This window comes from Burkholderia sp. AU6039 (genome assembly GCF_002223365.1).
Taxonomy (GTDB): domain Bacteria; phylum Pseudomonadota; class Gammaproteobacteria; order Burkholderiales; family Burkholderiaceae; genus Burkholderia.
In genome coordinates this window covers 213733-231828 of sequence record NZ_NKFK01000007.1, presented here as the reverse complement: position 1 = coordinate 231828, position 18096 = coordinate 213733, and the positions used below count along the sequence as shown (strand labels likewise).

Sequence of the window (18096 nt, the reverse complement as noted above, 5' to 3'; positions counted from 1 at the left end):
CGACCGCGTGCGGCATGCGTGTACGGCGCCGTCGGGCCGGGAGCAAAGCCGAGCGCCGCGGTTGCGCGCGGCCGTGGCTGATGGCGGCGGCGAAAGGCGGGATGATGCTCTTTGGCCTACGGTCGCTGAACGCGAAATCCGGTTCGTTGCCTTCGGCAGTTAACTGCTCGCCCGGATAATCAGTTGGCACGACATCGGTCGCTGGCCTTTGCGAAGCGTGTCGAACGCCGGCGGATCCGCCTGCAGAAGCTGGAAGATCCGCGTGGCCGCCGTGATGCCGATTTCACGCGCGGGTGGCCGCACGGTCGTCAGGCCCGGCGTCAGCATTTCCGCCATCGGATAGTCGCCGAAGCCGACGATCGCGCATTGCTCCGGAACGCGAATGCCTGCGCCGGGCGCGGACAGCAGCGCACCGAACGCGAGATTGTCGTTCGCGAAGATGATCGCGTCGGCCGTGCGGCGTACGGAACACAGCGCGAGCAGCGCCTCGCGCCCTGCGTGCATCGGTTGCGCTTCGGTCGGTGCAAACACGATCGGCTGACGCCCATGCTCGCGCATGATCTCGGTATAACCATCGCAACGCTCGCGCGCGCTTGCGTCGCCCGCCGCGCTGTTCAGCACGAACGCGATGCGTCGATAGCCGCGTTCCACCAGATGACGCGCCGCGATGCGTCCGGCTTCCTGGTGCACGAAGCCGATCTGCAGCGGTTTGCGCCGTGGCTGGAAGTCCCACGTTTCGAGCACGGGCACCTGCGTCTGTTCGATCAGTTCCTCGGTGCCCGGGGAATGGAAGTGCGACGTGAGCACGAGCGCCGCCGGCGACCACCCGAGCAATCCACGCACCGCATTCTCCTCGAGATCCGTCGAGAAATAACTCGATGCGAGCAGCAACTGGTAACCGTGTGCCGTGACCTCGTCGCTGAAGCTCTGGATCGTGTTCGCAAAGATGGGCCCCGAGATGTTCGGAATCACCATGCCGATGACACGGCTGCGCGCCGATGCGAGCCCGCCTGCGACGAGATTCGGCACGTAGCCGAGTTCAGCGACCGCGTCGGCGATCCGCTCGCGCAGCGGCGCGGACAGCCGCGCCGGATCCTGGAAATAGCGCGACACGCTGATCTGCGACACGCCGACGTGCTCGGCCACGTCGCGCAGGGTCAGGCGTCCCGACGTGCGGCGGGGACGCGCATCGCTTTTAGTCGAATCGGACATATGTTCCGCTGATTTCGTTATTTGACGCGGCTCATTCGCCACGGGAAACTGCCTGTCAATGTTAGCGCTAACCAAGCGCGGTCGCCAGCACGAAACGATGCGTGGCCCGGTGGTGAGGCGCTGCTTTCGCGACAGGATATCGGATGACGACAGCTTCCCGCCTCATGCACCTTGGGGCCTTTCTGATGGAGACCGGACACCATGCAGCCGCGTGGCGGCATCCGGACGTGCAGGCCGATGGCGGCACGGATTTTCGTGCGTATGCGGCGCTGGCGAGCACGGCGGAACGCGCGTGCTTCGACGCGATCTTCGTCGCGGACAGTGTCGCCGCGAACGTGGGCGACGGCGCCGCGCGATCGGCCCGTTCCGACCGGCTCGATCCGCTGACGCTGCTGCCTGCGCTCGCGGCGGTCACGGAGCGCATCGGCCTGATCGCCACGGCGACGACGACCTACAACGAGCCGTATCACATCGCGCGCAAGTTTGCGTCGCTCGACCACATCAGCGGCGGGCGGGCCGGCTGGAATCTCGTGACGTCCGACAACGCGGCGGAGGCGCACAACTTCGGCCGCGCCGAACACGTCGGTCACGACGAGCGCTATGCGCGCGCCCGGGAATTCCATCGCGTCGTGACGGGCCTGTGGGACAGCTGGGCCGACGACAGCTTCGTGCGCGACAAGGCGAGCGGCGTGTACTACGACGCGTCCACGCTGCGCGTGCTCGATCATCGCGGCCCGCATTTCTCCGTGGCGGGCCCGCTCAACGTGCCGCGCCCGGTGCAGGGATGGCCCGTCGTCGTGCAGGCGGGCTCGTCGGAGGCGGGGCGCGACCTCGCCGCGCAGACGGCCGACGTCGTGTTCACCGCGCACGCACGGCTGGATGCCGCGCAGGCGTTCTACCGCGACATGAAGGCGCGTGCGGTTGCCGCGGGCCGCGCGCCGGGCGACGTGAAGATCATGCCGGGCCTGTCGGTCGTCGTCGCGCGTACCGACGACGAGGCGCGCGAGCGGTTCGACGCGCTGCAGGCGCTCGTCGATCCGGTCGCGGGCGTCGCGATGCTGGCGCGGATGCTCGGCAACTTCGACCTGTCCGGCTATCCGCTCGACGGTCCGTTGCCGGATTTGCCGCTCACGGACAGCGGCCAGCGCAGCCGCCAGGCACTCCTGACCGCGCTGGCCGGCGACGAGCGCCTGACGATCCGCGAACTGGTGCTGCGCATCGCGGCGGGACGCGGGCACGTGACGGTGGTCGGCAGTGCGACAACCGTGGCCGACCTGATGCAGACGTGGTTCGAGCGCGACGCGGCCGACGGCTTCAACGTGATGCCGGCCGAACTGCCGGGCGGCCTCGATGCGTTCTGTTCGCTCGTCGTGCCCGAGTTGCAGCGGCGCGGGCTGTTCCGCACGGCCTACACCGGCCGCACGTTGCGCGAGCATCTGGGGTTGCAGCGACCGGTGCGGGCGTAGCGCACCCATGCGTCCCGTCGAATCCATCCGATAAGGAATCTCCGATCATGAAGTTTTCCCGACGTTCGTTTCTCCGCACCGCACAGGCCGCAACCGTGGCCGCGTTCGCTGGGCCATTCGCCGGCGGCGCGCAGGCCGACACCGGCCGCACGCTGCGCATCGGCTACCAGAAGGGCACGCCGCTCACGCTGCTGAAGGCGCAGCGCTCGCTCGACAAGCCGCTCGCCGCGCGCGGCTTCGACATCGCATGGACCGAATTCCCGGCCGGGCCGCCGCTGCTCGAGGCGATGAATGCCGGCTCGATCGATCTCGGCTATACGGGCTCGCCGCCGCCGATCTTCGCGCAGGCGGCGGGCAGCCGCATCGTCTACCTGGCGGCCGAACCCGCCGGCCCGCACAACGAGGCCATCATCGTGCTCGACGGCTCGCCGCTCAAGTCGGTCGCCGACCTGAAAGGGCGGACGGTGGCATTCGCCCGCGGGTCGAGTTCGAACTACCTGATCGTCGCCGCGCTCGAAAAAGCCGGCCTGACCTATGCGGACATCAAGCCCGCCTTTTTGTCGCCCGCCGACGCACGCGCGGCCTTCGAAGGCGGCAAGGTTGACGCGTGGGTCATCTGGGATCCGTATCTCGCGGTCGTCCAGCAGACGCTCGGCGTGCGCACGATCGCCGACTATGCGTCGGGCATCGTGCAGCCGTACAGCTTCTTTCTCGGTGCGCCGGATTTCGCGAAGGCCCACCCCGAGGTGTTGTCGGACGTGCTGTCGGCGGTCGCGCGAGGCGACGCGTGGACGGCCGCTCATCGCAGCGACGCCGCACAGTTGATTGCTCGCGAGATCGGGGTGCCGCAGCCCGTCGTCGAGCGCTATCTCGCACGATCCGCATTCGGGCTGCTGCCCGTCAATTCGACCGTGCTCGGCGCACAGCAACGCGTTGCGGATACGTTCCGTCGAGCGAACGTCATTCCGCGTGCGATCCAGGTCGCTGATATTGCACACCCGGTTTCCTTCACCCGCTGACTCGATACTCCACTCGCCTCGCAGAGCCGCTGTCATGAACCGACTCGCTTCCCGTACCGCCGCCATCCGTCCCGTTCGCCGCGCCGCCGCATTGCGCTGGCGCCTTCGCTTCACGCCCCGACTGAAAACCGGGCTGCGCACCGCCGGTGCCGTCGCGCTCGCCTGCGCCAGCCACGCCGGGCATGCGCAGTCGACGCTGGTCATGTACGGCATCGTCGATGCAGCCGTGCAGTACGGCCGCTTCAACAGCACGACTGGAACGACCGCGTCGGCGGCCAGCGGCAACCTGCAGGCATCGCGCTTCGGGCTGCTCGGCAAGGAAGATCTCGGCGGCGGCTATCGCGCGAATTTCCGGCTCGAGACGGGCTTCAATATCGACTCGGGGATGGGAGGCGGCGCGACGGAGTTCAATCGGGGCGCATCGGTCGGGCTGTCGGGGCCGTTCGGCAGCGTCGACGCCGGCTATCTGTACCTGCCGATCTACTGGGTGTTTCTCGCTTCCGACGTCGGCACGTACGGGCTCGCGAATCCAGCCGCGATCATGTCGCTCGAACACACGACGACGCTCGGTTCGAGCGGCACCGGCGGGTTCTACCGGAACGCGGTGCGCTACCGGACGCCGGAAGCGCTCGGCGGCTGGTCGAGCGAGATCGGCTATTCGTTCGGTGCGCAGGATCCTGCCGGGCAGACGCTGAACGCGCGCAACGTCGGCGCGAACCTCCAGTACGCGAAGAACGGCGTGCTGGTCGGCTACGGCTTCAACCGCTACCAGTACTACGCGAGCGCGACGGCATCCGACGCGTCGTCGCAGCTCACGCATGTACTGACCGCCGCATACGATTTCGGTCGCATGGTGGTGGGCGGGAATTACGTGTATTCGAAGCGTACCGACGGCACGGGATGGTTCGCGTCCGCCGCGTTGCTCAATGCCCGCGTGCGCGTCGGGTTCGGCGACATCAACGTCGGCGTGTCGCGGCGTATCGAGAATGGCGATGCGCGCGCGATCGCTTGCGATGTCGGCTACGTGTACTACCTGTCGAAGCGCACGCAGCTGTACGGTTTCGCGACGACGATCCTGAACAACAGTCATTCGACACAAGGATTCGCGCTGCTGAACAACCCGGCGGCGACTGTGACGCCGGGATTCGACCCATGGGCGGTGACGGCTGGCATTCGAACGTCGTTCTGATCGCGACGATCGACGGTTCAATTCAGCAGGCACCAGATCGCGAGGAGCGGCGCGTCGCCGGAGCGCATCGCATGCAGCGCGCCGGGCGGGTTGTGGATGCCGCCGCCGATCCCGGGATCGAACCAATCGCCGTTCTGCTGCCGGAATTCGCCGGCGGTCATCAGCACGTAGGCCTCCTCCGGCGCGTGGCCGTGATCGGGGTAACGCACGCCGGGCATCATCAGCGAGAAGCCGAGTTGAATGTCGTCGCGGCTTTCGGCGCCGCCGGGCCCGCAGATCATTCCGTTCACGTGCCCTTCGATGTAGTTCGGGCTACCGTCCTTTCCTGATGTACGGCGCGTCCAGCCGACGACCGGCTCCATCGACACGATCAGCCGCGCGACGGCGGCGAACGTCGGGTTCACGCGTGCGACGGCCTGAAGCGCCGGGCCAAGCCATTCGCATGCGGGGTAGCGCACTGCGTTGCGCACGCCGTTGTCCGACGGCTGCTGCAATCGTGTGAAGACGTGCGGCGCGAACGCGCGCGCGGCGGCGTGCAGCTTTTCCGACTGGAACAGTTCGCCGGCGATCCGGACGAAATCCGCGATGGGCTTCGGGCGTTCATGCATGCTGCTTGCTGCTCCCTGAGTGATGTAGGCCAATCAGCGAAAGTCTAGGCAAAACCTGTCGATGCGGGCAGCGAAAAAGCGTGACGGGCTTGGCATTGGCCGCCATCTGCGTGCCGCGGTTGCCGCGCGGTAGGCGCGCAGTCGATCGACAGCCGCCGGCACCCTGATAGGGGGCAGCGGGCAATTCGTCATGTACGAATGATCCAAAGCGGCTCGCGAAGTCGCTGGCCTGATTTCTCGGTAGTTTCCCTTAGGTCCCCGCGTCGGGATTTTCCCCTAGCGGACGCTTGAGCGCGCTGCGCGCTCCGCTGGGCCGCCGTCCCCGCAAAATGCCACTCAGCCGCGCCGGTATTGCTTTTCGCCTGTTTCGCACCGTTTTGCGGCGATCACGCCTTTTCGCCCCGAAACGATGCATTACCAAAGGTATGGAAAAGCGCACAGAAAATGTAGCTGGAGCGACGAAATTGGATTGATACGCTGCATTCACTGCATCAGCGCCGTCAACCACGCAGGAGCGGCATCGGGCCCACGCCAGGCGGGAGATCGATGACGACCCGGACGAAGTTCGCGGCTTCCCTTACCAGTCAGTCGGGATGACAGAATGGCTCCAAATATGACGTTTGCGCCGGGCGACGTACTTCCCCCCGGAGCAATCCACGCCGGCGATGCGCCGTCGATTGCACGGTCAAGTATCGCGACCGGAGCGGACATCCTGACCGTCAAGCACCTGTCGAAGATTTTCGGGCCGAAGCCCGAACGTGCGATCGAGATGATGAAGCGCGGCGTCGGGCGCAACGAGATCTTCGCGGAAACCGGCAACATGGTCGCGGTCAACGACGTGAGCCTGAGCGTGCGCGCCGGCGAGATCTTCGTGATCATGGGGCTGTCGGGTTCGGGGAAGTCGACGCTCGTCCGATTGCTGAACCGGCTGATCGAGCCGACGGCCGGGCAGGTCGTGCTCGAAGGCCGCGACATCGCACCGATGTCGACGCCGGAACTGCGCGACGTCCGGCGCCAGAAGATGGCGATGGTGTTCCAGTCGTTCGCGCTGCTGCCGAACCGCACCGTGCTCGACAACATCGCGTACGGGCTCGAAGTCGCGGGGATCAGGAAGGCGCAGCGCTACGAGCTCGCGCGCGCGGCGCTGGAGCGCGTCGGTCTCGGCTCGTACGAGAAACTGCTGCCGAGCGAGTTGTCCGGCGGCATGCAGCAGCGTGTCGGTCTCGCCCGCGCACTGGCGGTGAATCCGTCGGTGCTGCTGATGGACGAGGCATTCTCCGCACTCGACCCGCTGATCCGCTTCGAAATGCAGAACGAGCTGCTGCGCCTGCAGAAAGAAGAGCAGCGCACGATCGTGTTCATCTCCCACGATATCGAGGAAGCCGTCAAGATCGGCGGCCGCATCGGCATCATGAAGGACGGTTGCCTGATCCAGGTCGGCACGCCCGCCGAACTCATCCAGACGCCGGCCGACGCGTACGTGCAGGACTTCTTCCGCAACGTCGACGTGTCGCGCTTCATGAAGGCATCGAGCATGATGACGCCGGTCGAGCGCGGGCTGCTTCGCTGCGATGCGCTCACGCCGTCCGACCGTTATCTGAACCAGCTGATCGACAGCGGCGCGGAATGCGGCTACGTGTGCGACGAATCCGGCCGTTACCTTGGCTGCGTCACACCCGCCACGCTGCACCGGTCCGGCGCGAAGCCGATTCGCGACGCGTTCCTGAACGACTTCAACGCGGTGTCGATCGATACGGACCTGCATCGGCTCGCGTCGATCGCGCTGACGCAGCAGCACGACGTGCCGGTGACGGACGGAGTGGGACGACTGGCGGGCGTCGTGTCCTGCCGGACGATACTCAAGCAGATGATGCAACGGAGGGCAGCATGAATTCGTCGGTGATCGGGAAGTTCGCGGAGAATGTCGTCAACTTTCTGTTTCTGCATTTCCGTGGCGGCTTCGACACGTTCTCGGCGGGCCTCGGCGCAGTCGTGAAGCTGCTCGAGGACGGTCTCGCCGCCGTGCCGTTCATCGCGATGGTCGTGATCCTGGTGGGCCTCGCGCTGTGGCGCCGGGGCGTCGTGTTTTCGATCTTCGTCGGTTGCGCGCTGTTTGTCATCCATTACATGGGCCTGTGGGCGCAGACGGTGTCGACCCTCGCGCTCGTTACCGCGGCGACATTCTTCAGCCTCGTGATCGGTGTGCCGCTCGGCATCTGGGGGGCGCGCAACAACCGGATCGGCATGATCCTGCGCTCGCTGCTCGACTTCATGCAGACGATGCCCGCATTCGTGTACCTGATCCCGGCCGTGATCCTGTTCGGGCTCGGACGCGTGCCGGCGGTGATCGCGACGATCGTGTTCGCGATGCCGCCCGTCGTGCGGCTGACGACACTCGGCATCAGGCAGGTGCGCGAGGAATTGATCGAGGCCGGCCGTTCGTTCGGCAGCACCGACTGGCAGCTGCTGTGGAAGGTCCAGCTGCCGAACGCATTGCCGTCGATCATGGCCGGCGTGAACCAGACGATCATGATGGCGCTGTCGATGGTGGTGGTCGCGTCGATGATCGGTGCGGGCGGCCTCGGCGAATACGTGCTGAGCGGGATCCAGCGTCTCGACATCGGGATCGGCTTCGAAGGCGGGCTCGGCGTCGTGCTGCTCGCGATCGTGCTGGATCGCCTGACCGAGAGCTTCGGCGTGAAGGCGAAGAAGAAGGTGAAAAGGCCGCTCGCGCGCGCCGGCAAGGCTGAGCCGCGCGGCGCGGCACGGACCTGACGGACACGGCAGTCGACGATCATTGAAGGACGATGAAGCGCCGCGGCCACGGTGTCGCGGCGGAACCGGTGTAGCAGTTCGTGGAGACCGGAAACGCCGATCGAAGGCGTTCCTCATCTTCGAAAGATTCGCGTGATTAAAAAGGAGTACTAGATGAATACCAATACGTTCAAGTCGCTTCTCGCGAAACTTGCCATATCGACGGTGGTCGCCTGCAGCGCAAGTGTGGGTGCCGCGTCGGCGGCGGAGCCGGTCAAGATCGCGGTCACCAACTGGGCGGACGTGCTCGCGGTGGCCAACGTCGCGAAGTACGTGCTCGAGACGCAACTCAAGCAGCCGGTGCAGTTCGTGCAGGCCGACATCGGCATCCAGTATCAGGGCGTCGCGCGTGGCGATCTCGACATCATGGTCGGTGGCTGGCTGCCGGTCACGCACGGTGCGTACTACGCGAAGTACAAGAACGACCTGGATGACGTGGGCGTTATCTACACCGGCGGCAAGAACGGCTGGGCCGTGCCGACCTACGTTCCGGAGTCGGAGCTGTCGTCGATCGCCGACCTGACCAAGCCGGAGGTCAAGAGCAAGCTGAACGGCACGATCCAGGGCATCGAACCGGGCGGCGGCCTGATGCAGGCGTCGGAGCGGACGATCAAGGGCTACAGCCTGGATGGCTACACCCTCCAGGCGTCGAGCGAGGCCGGGATGCTGGCCAGCGTGTCGCGTGCGTACCAGTCGAAGCAGTGGATCGTCGCGACGGTCTGGAGCCCGCACTGGCTGTTCCAGAAGTGGCAGATGCGTTACCTGAAGGACCCGAAGGGCACGCTGGGCGGTGAGGAGCAGATCCACGCGTTCGCATCGAAGAGGTTCGCGGGCAAGTTTCCGCGCGCCGACGTGTTCTTCAAGCACCTGAAGCTGACGCTGGCCGACGTCGAGGCGATCGAGTTCGAAGGCAACAGCACGAACGACTACGCGAGCGCCGCGAAGAAGTTCGTCGACACCCATCCGGAGAAGCTGAAGGCCTGGCTGCAGCAATAGGGCCACGCGCGTGCGCTGGCCGATGCCGGCGGCCCGGGGCCTGGGGCCGTCACGACGGCGCCGGCCTGGCAGCGCGCGGTGCATTGAATCCACGCAGCACGTAACGAATCGCGTCGCGGAGTCACCAAGTGAACGAGAACGCCCGCTTTTTTGCCGAAACACTCCAGAGCCGCGATCCGGTGATCGCATCTGAAATCGCGTTGGAGTTGCGTCGCCAGCAGACGCAGATCGAACTGATTGCATCCGAAAACATCGCGTCCGCGGCGGTGCTGGAAGCCCAGGGCACCGTGTTGACGAACAAGTACGCGGAAGGCTATCCGTCGCGCCGGTACTACGGCGGTTGCGACCATGTCGACCGGATCGAGGCGCTCGCGATCGACCGCGCGTGCGCGCTGTTCGACGCGAGCCACGCGAACGTGCAGCCGCACTCGGGCGCGCAGGCCAACGGCGCGGTGATGCTCGCGCTCGTCAAGCCGGGCGACACGGTGATGGGGATGTCGCTCGATGCGGGTGGCCACCTGACGCATGGCGCACGCCCCGCGCTGTCGGGAAAGTGGTTCAACGCGGTGCAGTACGGCGTGAGCCCGGACACGCAGCGCATCGATTACGACGACGTGCGCCGGCTCGCGCAGCGCCATCGGCCGAAGCTGATCATCGCGGGCTATTCCGCGTATCCGCGCGCGCTGGATTTTGCTGCGTTCCGCGAGATCGCCGACAGCGTCGACGCGAAGCTGATGGTCGACATGGCGCATATCGCCGGCATCGTCGCGGCCGGCCGCCACCCAAACCCGGTGCCGTTCGCCGACGTCGTGACGTCGACCACGCACAAGACGCTGCGCGGCCCGCGCGGCGGTTTCATCCTGACGAACCACGCAGACGTCGCGAAGCAGATCAACTCGGCGGTATTTCCGGGGCTTCAGGGCGGCCCGCTGATGCATGTCGTCGCGGGCAAGGCGGTGGCCTTCGCGGAAGCCCTGCGCCCGGAGTTCACGCGCTATATCGACCAGATGCTGCTCAACGCGCAAGCGCTCGCACAGGTGCTGACGGCCGGCGGCCTGACGCTCGTTACCGGTGGCACCGACAACCACCTGCTGCTCGTCGACCTGCGCGCGCGGCGCATTACCGGCATGCAGGCCGAGAAGGCGCTGGAGCGTGCCGGCATCACCTGCAACAAGAACGGAATTCCGTTCGATACGGAAAACCCGACCGTCACGTCTGGGATCCGGCTCGGCACGCCCGCCGGCACGACGCGCGGCTTCGGGCCCGCGCAGTTCGAGCAGATCGGCGACATGATCCTCGCGGTCGTGGCGGCGCTCGAGCGCAATCCGGACGGGGACGAGGGCGTCGAGCGCGCGGTCCGCACTCGCGTGCGCGATCTGTGCGCCCAGTTTCCGATCTATGCACACGCGGACGCGTTTGCCTGATCGCCGGAACCGGATCGGGCGGACGCATGGTTAGAACCGCATGACGAATCGATCGGCGTGGCTGCGCGAAACACGCGTGGCGCGCGCCGACGTCTTGTCCAGTGCCGGCTCCTGCGTAACGACGGCAACCGGGCACCCACTCACCTGAATGAGGAATTGAAATGAGCTTCGAGGGCGTACACACACCGCTGGTCACCCCGTTCGACGCGGACGGCGAAATCGATCACGCGCTGCTGGGCCGGCATGCGGCTGATCTCGCCGGCCGCGTGTCCGGCCTCGGCGTCGGCGGCACGACGGGCGAATACTACGCGTTGAGCTTCGACGAGCGCGTGCGCACGTTCGACACGGTCGCGGCTGCTGCCGGCGGCAAGACGTTCCTGACCGCGGGCATCAACGCGACGACGACGAAGGAAGTGCTGCGCCTCGGCCGCGAAGCGAAACGTGCGGGGCTGGATGCGCTGCTCGTGGCAGCGCCGTACTACGCGCAGCCGACGCAGCAGGAACTGCTCGCGCACCTGCTCACGATCGACGACGCGCTCGACATGCCGATCATGCTGTACAACTTTCCGGCCCGCACCGGCACCGAAATCGGTGACGGGATTCTCGAGACGCTGCTCGGGCGCGAGAATTTCGTCGCGATGAAAGAGAGCACCGGCGACATCGCGCATCTGCATCACCTGTCCACGCATTTCAGCGGCCGGCTCGTGCTGAGTTGCGGCATGGACGACCAGGCGCTCGAGTTCTTCGCATGGGGCGCGCGCAGCTGGGTCGGCGGTGCGTCGAATTTCCTGCCGGAAGCACACACCGACCTGTTCGATGCGTGCGTCACGCGCGGCGATTTCGCGACCGGCCGCAAGCTGATGACGCAATTGCTGCCGGTGCTCGAACTGCTCGAGCGCAGCGGCAAGTTCATTCAGTACGTGCGTTACGGGTGCGAGCTCGCCGGTTTGCCGGTCGGAGTCGCACGCGCACCGCTTGGCGCGCTGTCGGGCGACGAGCGCGACGCGTTCGCGAAGCTCGTGAAGCCGCTGCTGCGCAACGGCCGGTAATTCATCATGCGTTCGAATCTGGAATTCGCGCGGTTTCCGGCGCCGGACGGTATGAACGGCTGGTGGGAGAGCCTGCCGCCCGCACCGGACGCGCGCACCGTCACGTCCGACGGCCGGTTCGACTGGGCCGTCGTCGGCGGCGGCATCACGGGGCTGTGCGCGGCGCGACGGCTCGCGGAGCTCGCGCCCGGCGCGTCGATCGCGCTCGTGGAGGCCGACCGGATCGGCCGCACGACTGCCGGGCGCAATTCCGGATTCTTCGTCGACCTGCCGCACGACATCAGCAGCGAAAGCTACTCGCGCAGCATCGACGAGGACCGCGCCGACGTGCGGTTCCAGCGCCATGGCATCGACTATGTGCGCGATATCGTGCGGCGCTTCGGCATCGATTGCGACTGGCGCGACGACGGCAAATTCCACGCGTCGGTCAACAGGAAGGGCGCCGCGGCGCTCGCGCATTTCGCGGACGGCCTGTCGCGCATCGGCGAAGCGTTCGAGTGGCTCGACCAGCCGGCCATCCGGGCCGTGACCGGCACCGACTTCTACACGGGCGCGCTGTTCACGCCGGGCTGCAGCACGGTGCAGCCCGCCGCGCTGATGCGCGGTCTCGCGGCCACGCAGCCGGACAACGTGACGGTGTTCGAGCTCAGCCCGGTCACGCGGATCGAGCCGCGCGGCGACACGCGCGCGCTGCATTTCGCCGGCGGCACCCTCGTCGCAAAGCAGGTCATCCTGTGCACGAATGCGTACGCAGCGACCTTCGGCATCCATTCGAACGGATTGCTGCCCGTCTATACGTTCGCGTCGCTCACGCGGCAGATGAATGCCGACGAAGTCGCGAAGCTCGGCGGAACGCGGTCGTGGGCGGTGATTCCGGCCGATCCGATGGGCACGACGGTGCGGCGCCTGATCACCGATCGCATTTGCGTGCGTAACCATTTCGCGTTCAGGCCGGACGTGAGGGTGTCGCCTGCGGATCTCGCGAAGGCGCGGCATCTGCATCAGCGCTCGTTCGAGCGCCGCTTCCCCATGCTCGGTGGCGTTGAACTCGAATATACGTGGGGCGGGCCGTTGTGCCTGTCCGCGAACAACGGCGCATTGTTCGGCAAGCGCGACGACGGTCTCTACGAGGCGATCGGCTGCAACGGTCTCGGGCTGAGCCGCGGGTCGTCGTCCGGCAAGCTGATCGCCGAATACGCGCTCGGCGAATCGAACAGTCTCGTGCAGCAGTTGCTGAAGCAGCCGCATCCGCGGCCGCTGCCGGTTCGGCCGCTCGTCGACCTTGCCGTGTCGGCGACGATCTGGGCGAAGGAATTCTCGGCCGGTGCCGAGCTTTGATCATTGAGGAAACGACATGACGACCCATCAGGATTGGAAGCAGAAGGCGAACGCGTTGTCGCTCGACGGCCGCGCGTTCATCGCGGGCGAGCGCAGTGCGGCGGCGTCGGGCGAGACGTTCGCGACGCTCAACCCGGCGTCGGGCAAGGTGCTCGCCGAAGTAGCGCGCTGTAATGAGCGCGACGTCGATCGCGCGGTCGCGGCTGCGCGCGAAGCATTCGAGTCGGGTGTCTGGTCGAAGTCCGCGCCCGCGCATCGCAAGGCGGTGCTGCTGCGCGTCGCGCAGCTGATCGACGAGCATGCGGAGGAACTCGCGCTGCTTGAGGCGCTGGAAGCCGGCAAGCCGATCGGCGAGTGCCTGGGGCTCGACATTCCCGAGTCGGCCGCGTGCATCCGCTGGCACGCGGAGGTGACGGACAAGCGCTACGACGCGTTGTCGCCGTCCGGCAGCGGTGTCGTCAGCATGATCACGCGCGAGCCGATCGGTGTCGTCGGCGCCGTGCTGCCGTGGAATTTCCCGGCGCTAATGCTCGCGTGGAAAATCGGCCCCGCATTGTCGGTGGGCAATAGCGTTGTCGTGAAGCCGGCCGAGCAGACGTCGCTGTCGACGCTGCGCATCGCCGATCTCGCGCGGGAAGCCGGCGTGCCGCCGGGCGTGTTCAGCGTCGTCACCGGGTTCGGTGGCGAGGCAGGCGAGGCGATCGGCCGCCATCCGGACGTCGATCTCGTCGCGTTCACCGGCTCGACCGCGACCGGCAAGCGCTTCCTGCACTACTCGGCCGATACGAACCTGAAGCGCGTCGTGCTCGAATGCGGCGGCAAGAACCCGCAGGTGATCCTGCCGGACGTCGCGAATCTCGACGCGGTCGCCGAACAGGCGGTCGCGGCCGCGTTCTGGAACATGGGCGAGAACTGCAGCGCCGGTTCGCGGATCCTCGTGCCTTCGAGCCTCAAGGCGGAACTGCTGGAGAAGGTTCGGGTGGTGCTCGGCGGCTGGAAGACCGGCGACCCGCTCGACCCGGACGTGAAGCTCGGTGCGCTGATCGAGCAGAAGCACTACGACAAGGTGCTCGGCCATATCGAGAAGGCGAAGGCGGAAGGCGCGCACGTGGTGTGCGGCGGGCAGGCAATTCTCGCCGAAACCGGCGGCTGGTTCGTCGAACCGACGATCTTCGACCAGGTGACGCCCGAGATGAGCCTCGCACGCGACGAAGTGTTCGGGCCGGTCGTCTGTTTCATCGGGTACGAGGACGTCGAAGATGCTGTGCGGATCGCGAACGATACGTGCTACGGGCTCGCTGCGTCGCTCTGGACCGACAACGTGAACAGTGCGCACAAGGTCGCGGCACGGATTCGCGCGGGAACGGTCACGGTGAACTGCTTCGGCGAAGGCGACCTGTCGACCCCGTTCGGCGGATTCAGGCAGTCGGGGTTCGGCGGCCGCGACAAATCCGTGTACGCGCACGATCAATATTGCGAACTGAAGACCACCTGGCTGAAGCTCGACTGAGCGATGCGGAGCGCGCGGCATCGCAGGCTCGCACGGCCCGCGATGGCGCTTGGAGGAGCGGTTTCGGCGGCGGCGCGCTCTGCCGCCGATCGACCACGATGTCGTGCTGCACCCTGTTGTGCGGGCATGGTCACCGGCCGATCGCCCGTGAGTGCCCCGCAGGTGGTGCGCGAAGGGAAGGGCGGTCCGCATCTGGCGGCGTGTCGCGACACCGCGACGGTACCGGCTGCGGTGTGCCGCGCATTGGCCAGGCGCGGAGCGGCGGTGTCTGCCGGATGTGCGTGTTGCCGCCCCTCATCGCTTCCGATAATTGCGATGCGGTGCACAATCGATCGAAAATGGCGCCATCGTGACGCCGTTTGCGCGGTCGAGCTCGCTCTTGCGAGCCGCCTGACCGATGCGCGAGCTGCAATATCGGCTAATTGAAAGGTTTGCGGCGAGACTGACTGAGGGCCACCGGCGGGACTGCCGTCGACGCGTTCGTCGGCGCAGCGTCCGACCGCCGTTTTGAGAGTGGAAGCCATGTTGAAGAAGCAATTGTTTGCCGACCGACTTCTCGCGCAGATGCCGTCGCTGCGCGCGCTGCGCTGCTTCGTGACGGCGGCGCGCTACGAGAGCTTCACTCAGGCAGCCGAGGTACTGTGCGTGACGCAGGCCGCGATCAGCCGGCAGATCAAGGAACTCGAGGATTCGCTCGACGTCTCGCTGTTCGAGCGCACGGGCAGGCATATCGCGCTGACGGATGCCGGGCGGGTCCTGTACAACGCGTCGTACCTGTCGATCATGAACATCGCCGAGGCGGCGGAGGCGGTGCGCCGGACCGACAAGCACGCGCTGATGGTCTGTGCATCGCACACGTTTTCCGCACTGTGGCTGTCGTCGCGACTGCCCGCGTTTCGCGAGCGGTTTCCGGATATCCAGCTGCACGTGATCGTCACCGAGCATTTCATGGAGCTCGACGGCCTCATCGAGCCTGACGTGATCATTACGAAGAACCCGCCGCGCGCCCCGGAGTTCGAAGCCGAACCGCTGTTCCACGACATCGTGTATCCGGTGTGCAGCCCGTCGTTTCGCGAGCGGCATTTTCATGGCCGGTCGCTGAAGCCGCTGGACCTGCTGTCGTGCCCGACGCTGAACCTGTCGATGCTCGGCCGTGCCCAGGTGTGCGAGCACGTCGACTGGCGCGTGTGGCGCAACTGGTTCCAGCAGAGCGACGGCACCGATACGCTGGCCGGGAGCAAGTATCTGGAAAGCAACGATTACCGGCTCCTCGTCGCGCAGGCCGAGGCCGGCGAGGGCACGCTGCTGGGCTGGCACCACCTCGTGCACCGGCAGATCGACGCGGGCGTGCTGGTGCGCCCGGTGCAGGATGTCCTCGTGTTTCGTGATCGCCACCATTACCTGATCACGCACCGGAATGCGCACGCGCGCCCGGAGTACCGACTGTTCCGCCAGTGGCTGCGTGACGAGGTCGCTATCATGATGCGCGGCTGGCTCGATGCCGGCGTCGAGATCGGTCGATGACACGCTGCCCCGGCCAGCGCCAATCGGCATCCGGCTTTTGGAGACCGACGGCCAGGTTTGTCTGCTGGCTTTGCGGTTTGTCGACGTTGCGCCAGCTCCACGATCACATGCTCGACGTCGGCCTGCGTGATCTCGCGTTGCTTCTTCTTGCCCGCTTGGGGTTCGTTTCGGTCGGTCCGGGTTGAGTCGCCGCGATGTGTTCGTGACGGAGCTTTACCGATTCGACTGTTATCGCGTTGCGCCTGAAGCGCTTGCGCGACCTCCAGCACATGACTCAAGCGCTTGTGCTCCACGACTGCGCCTTGATCGATTTCGGTTAGGCGATCGTACTGTCTGTAGTCCAATACCCGGTCGTCAGCCCGTAGTTCAATCCGTCCATCCGGGTACTCCCACACCTCGATCTGCCGGTCGATCAGCTTCCGGTTGACCGGCGTATCGTCCAGCAAGTACATCACCCGGTCGTACTGAACCGTGAGCGACTTCGTCACTTTCCGCGGCTCACGCCACGTCAGCGCCCGCTCCAGGCTCTCGTCGGTCCGTAACGGCCGATGCGCATTGAAGTCGCTCTTTGGCGGCTTCGCGAAGCGCGTGTTGTAGGCGGCCATGAAGGAGGGCGCGTAAGCGTTGGCGTCGGCCACCGTGTTGATCTCGCGCAATCGCATCTCCTTGACCAGCCGATCCTGCAACGTCAGGTGCGCTCGCTCCACGCGCCCCTTGGCCGAGCTGCTGTTCGCGCAGAACGTGTCGATGTTCAGCTCGTACATCGCCCGGCCAAACGGCGTCACGCGATTGCCAGTCTTGCCCGGCTTCACGTTGCGAAACACGCTGGCCTTGTCGCTGTAAAACGCTCCCGGCTTGCCATGGCGTTCGATGTACGCCCGCGTTGCCTCGAAGTAGCTGAAGGTCGACTCCGTCTGCGTGAAGTGCAGCATCATCAGCCGGCTCGTCGCGTCATCCACATACACCAGCAGCGTGCAGGCCGGCGCCCGTTCCTCGAACCATCGATGGTCGCTGCCGTCGATCTGGATCAGTTCACCCAGGCACGCACGACGCGCTCGTGGCTGGTAGACCTTCGGGGGGCGTTGCCGCCGCGGAATCCAGAGCCCAGCATCCGTCATCAGCTTCCTGACCGTTTCCTTGGCCAGCCGAATGCCGTGACATTCCCAGAGCTTCTCGCAGGCCAACGTCGGCCCGAAATCGGCGTAGCGGTCACGGATGATCGACAGCGCCCGGTCGGCGGCTCCCGGGTCGAGACGGCGGTTGCCGGGCTTCGCTCGGTGTCCCGACACCAATCCCGCCGCGCCGTGCTCACGAAGCCGGGCGACCAGTCGGCGAACCTGGCGTGTCGTCAACTCCAGCCGTTCCGCTGCACGCCATGGCTTGAGCTTGCCGTCCGCTACGTCCTGAATGACCTTGAACCTGTCTAGCTCCCGCATCGTCATCGTGATCCGCTCCGTTGCAGCCATTGCAGCCTCCGGCGCCGGACACCCGGCGGCCGGTCAGCTTACGCGGCCCGAAAGCGGACATTTCTATGTAGCCAAAAGCGGACATTTCAATCTAGCCACTACAATTAAAAAAATTGATCATAAGCATTATGTCAAATAAATAAGATTTGTTGATTGCCGTGGATACAGGACCGGCCCACCTCGCTGGAGCACTCGGACGGCCCGTGTGGGTGCTGCTGTCGGCTGCCTGCGATGAACGTTGGTCCAACAGCCATCGCGATACGCCGTGGTACAGGTCCATGCAGCTGTATCGGCAAGCGACATTGGGTGCCTGGAGCAGACCGATATCGGAAATGGCGGCGGCATTGTCTGGCCAGAGCGCGGTATGGTAGTCGACGTCAAGCAGGCACATCGGCAGCGAGCGTGCTGTTCGAGATAAGCGTTGATCAGCGAATAGCGCACTCAACGTGTAAGACCAACGTCGCTCCACTTGATGCTACCG

At 65.9% G+C, this 18096-nt stretch carries 13 protein-coding genes and 1 pseudogene; 11 read left to right on the top strand and 3 right to left on the bottom strand.

Annotation, left to right across the window (positions count from 1 at the left end):
• Nucleotides 1-159 precede the first annotated feature (159 nt).
• Nucleotides 160-1212 (bottom strand): LacI family DNA-binding transcriptional regulator, encoded by a 1053-nt coding sequence (locus tag CFB39_RS33205; RefSeq protein WP_089476133.1) that lies wholly within the window; start codon nucleotides 1210-1212, stop codon nucleotides 160-162.
• A 143-nt stretch (nucleotides 1213-1355) separates the two neighbouring features.
• Between CFB39_RS33205 and CFB39_RS33200 the strand changes: the two genes are divergently transcribed.
• The 3 genes from CFB39_RS33200 to CFB39_RS33190 are packed head-to-tail and all read left to right on the top strand — an operon-like array spanning nucleotide 1356 to nucleotide 4886.
• Nucleotides 1356-2678 (top strand): LLM class flavin-dependent oxidoreductase, encoded by a 1323-nt coding sequence (locus CFB39_RS33200; protein ID WP_089476132.1) that lies wholly within the window; start codon nucleotides 1356-1358, stop codon nucleotides 2676-2678.
• A gap of 47 nt (nucleotides 2679-2725) precedes the next feature.
• The gene (locus tag CFB39_RS33195) at nucleotides 2726-3697 is read left to right on the top strand and encodes a sulfonate ABC transporter substrate-binding protein (RefSeq protein ID WP_089476131.1); all 972 of its coding nucleotides are present in this window, start codon (nucleotides 2726-2728) and stop codon (nucleotides 3695-3697) included.
• A gap of 34 nt (nucleotides 3698-3731) precedes the next feature.
• Nucleotides 3732-4886, top strand: a complete 1155-nt coding sequence (locus CFB39_RS33190; protein WP_089476130.1) for a porin — start codon at nucleotides 3732-3734, stop codon at nucleotides 4884-4886.
• Nucleotides 4887-4903: 17 nt separating this feature from the next.
• Here the strand turns inward: CFB39_RS33190 and CFB39_RS33185 are convergent, their stop codons facing one another.
• Complete coding sequence (locus CFB39_RS33185) at nucleotides 4904-5494, bottom strand: dimethylsulfonioproprionate lyase family protein (RefSeq protein ID WP_089476129.1); 591 nt, start codon at nucleotides 5492-5494, stop codon at nucleotides 4904-4906.
• Nucleotides 5495-6095: 601 nt separating this feature from the next.
• On the opposite strand from CFB39_RS33185, the gene CFB39_RS33180 reads away from it, so the two are divergent.
• From CFB39_RS33180 to CFB39_RS33145, 8 genes are all read left to right on the top strand, one after another.
• A complete protein-coding gene (locus tag CFB39_RS33180; RefSeq protein ID WP_089476128.1) occupies nucleotides 6096-7385 on the top strand; it encodes a glycine betaine/L-proline ABC transporter ATP-binding protein in 1290 nt (429 codons plus the stop codon).
• Nucleotides 7382-8269 (top strand): proline/glycine betaine ABC transporter permease, encoded by an 888-nt coding sequence (locus tag CFB39_RS33175; RefSeq protein WP_089476127.1) that lies wholly within the window; start codon nucleotides 7382-7384, stop codon nucleotides 8267-8269. Before CFB39_RS33180 ends, CFB39_RS33175 begins: the two co-directional genes overlap by 4 nt.
• Before the next feature lie 153 nt (nucleotides 8270-8422).
• Complete coding sequence (locus tag CFB39_RS33170) at nucleotides 8423-9304, top strand: glycine betaine ABC transporter substrate-binding protein (protein WP_089476126.1); 882 nt, start codon at nucleotides 8423-8425, stop codon at nucleotides 9302-9304.
• Between the two features lie 128 nt (nucleotides 9305-9432).
• A complete protein-coding gene (glyA, locus tag CFB39_RS33165) occupies nucleotides 9433-10728 on the top strand; it encodes a serine hydroxymethyltransferase (RefSeq protein WP_089476125.1) in 1296 nt (431 codons plus the stop codon).
• Between the two features lie 161 nt (nucleotides 10729-10889).
• Entirely contained in the window at nucleotides 10890-11777 is an 888-nt protein-coding gene (locus tag CFB39_RS33160) for a dihydrodipicolinate synthase family protein (protein WP_089476124.1), read from the top strand.
• Nucleotides 11778-11783: 6 nt separating this feature from the next.
• Nucleotides 11784-13115, top strand: coding sequence for an FAD-binding oxidoreductase (locus CFB39_RS33155; protein WP_089476123.1), 1332 nt, complete (start codon nucleotides 11784-11786; stop codon nucleotides 13113-13115).
• Nucleotides 13116-13131: 16 nt separating this feature from the next.
• On the top strand, nucleotides 13132-14625 hold the full coding sequence (locus tag CFB39_RS33150; protein WP_089476122.1) for an aldehyde dehydrogenase: 1494 nt from the start codon (nucleotides 13132-13134) through the stop codon (nucleotides 14623-14625).
• Between the two features lie 522 nt (nucleotides 14626-15147).
• Nucleotides 15148-16149, top strand: a complete 1002-nt coding sequence (locus CFB39_RS33145) for a LysR substrate-binding domain-containing protein (protein ID WP_089476121.1) — start codon at nucleotides 15148-15150, stop codon at nucleotides 16147-16149.
• A 77-nt stretch (nucleotides 16150-16226) separates the two neighbouring features.
• Here CFB39_RS33145 and CFB39_RS33140 read toward each other — a convergent pair.
• A pseudogene (locus tag CFB39_RS33140) lies at nucleotides 16227-17615 on the bottom strand (ISNCY family transposase); the annotation flags it as partial.
• Nucleotides 17616-18096: the final 481 nt, after the last annotated feature.

Excerpts from the sequence above, each read along its gene's own strand:
- CFB39_RS33150 (WP_089476122.1), top strand. The coding sequence starts at position 13,132 with ATGACGACCCATCAGGATTGGAAGCAGAAGGCGAACGCGTTGTCGCTC.
- CFB39_RS33195 (WP_089476131.1), top strand. The coding sequence starts at position 2,726 with ATGAAGTTTTCCCGACGTTCGTTTCTCCGCACCGCACAGGCCGCAACC.
- CFB39_RS33180 (WP_089476128.1), top strand. The coding sequence starts at position 6,096 with ATGGCTCCAAATATGACGTTTGCGCCGGGCGACGTACTTCCCCCCGGA.
- CFB39_RS33155 (WP_089476123.1), top strand. The coding sequence starts at position 11,784 with ATGCGTTCGAATCTGGAATTCGCGCGGTTTCCGGCGCCGGACGGTATG.
- CFB39_RS33170 (WP_089476126.1), top strand. The coding sequence starts at position 8,423 with ATGAATACCAATACGTTCAAGTCGCTTCTCGCGAAACTTGCCATATCG.
- CFB39_RS33200 (WP_089476132.1), top strand. The coding sequence starts at position 1,356 with ATGACGACAGCTTCCCGCCTCATGCACCTTGGGGCCTTTCTGATGGAG.
- CFB39_RS33160 (WP_089476124.1), top strand. The coding sequence starts at position 10,890 with ATGAGCTTCGAGGGCGTACACACACCGCTGGTCACCCCGTTCGACGCG.
- CFB39_RS33185 (WP_089476129.1), bottom strand. The coding sequence starts at position 5,494 with ATGCATGAACGCCCGAAGCCCATCGCGGATTTCGTCCGGATCGCCGGC.
- CFB39_RS33190 (WP_089476130.1), top strand. The coding sequence starts at position 3,732 with ATGAACCGACTCGCTTCCCGTACCGCCGCCATCCGTCCCGTTCGCCGC.
- CFB39_RS33175 (WP_089476127.1), top strand. The coding sequence starts at position 7,382 with ATGAATTCGTCGGTGATCGGGAAGTTCGCGGAGAATGTCGTCAACTTT.
- CFB39_RS33205 (WP_089476133.1), bottom strand. The coding sequence starts at position 1,212 with ATGTCCGATTCGACTAAAAGCGATGCGCGTCCCCGCCGCACGTCGGGA.
- CFB39_RS33145 (WP_089476121.1), top strand. The coding sequence starts at position 15,148 with ATGTTGAAGAAGCAATTGTTTGCCGACCGACTTCTCGCGCAGATGCCG.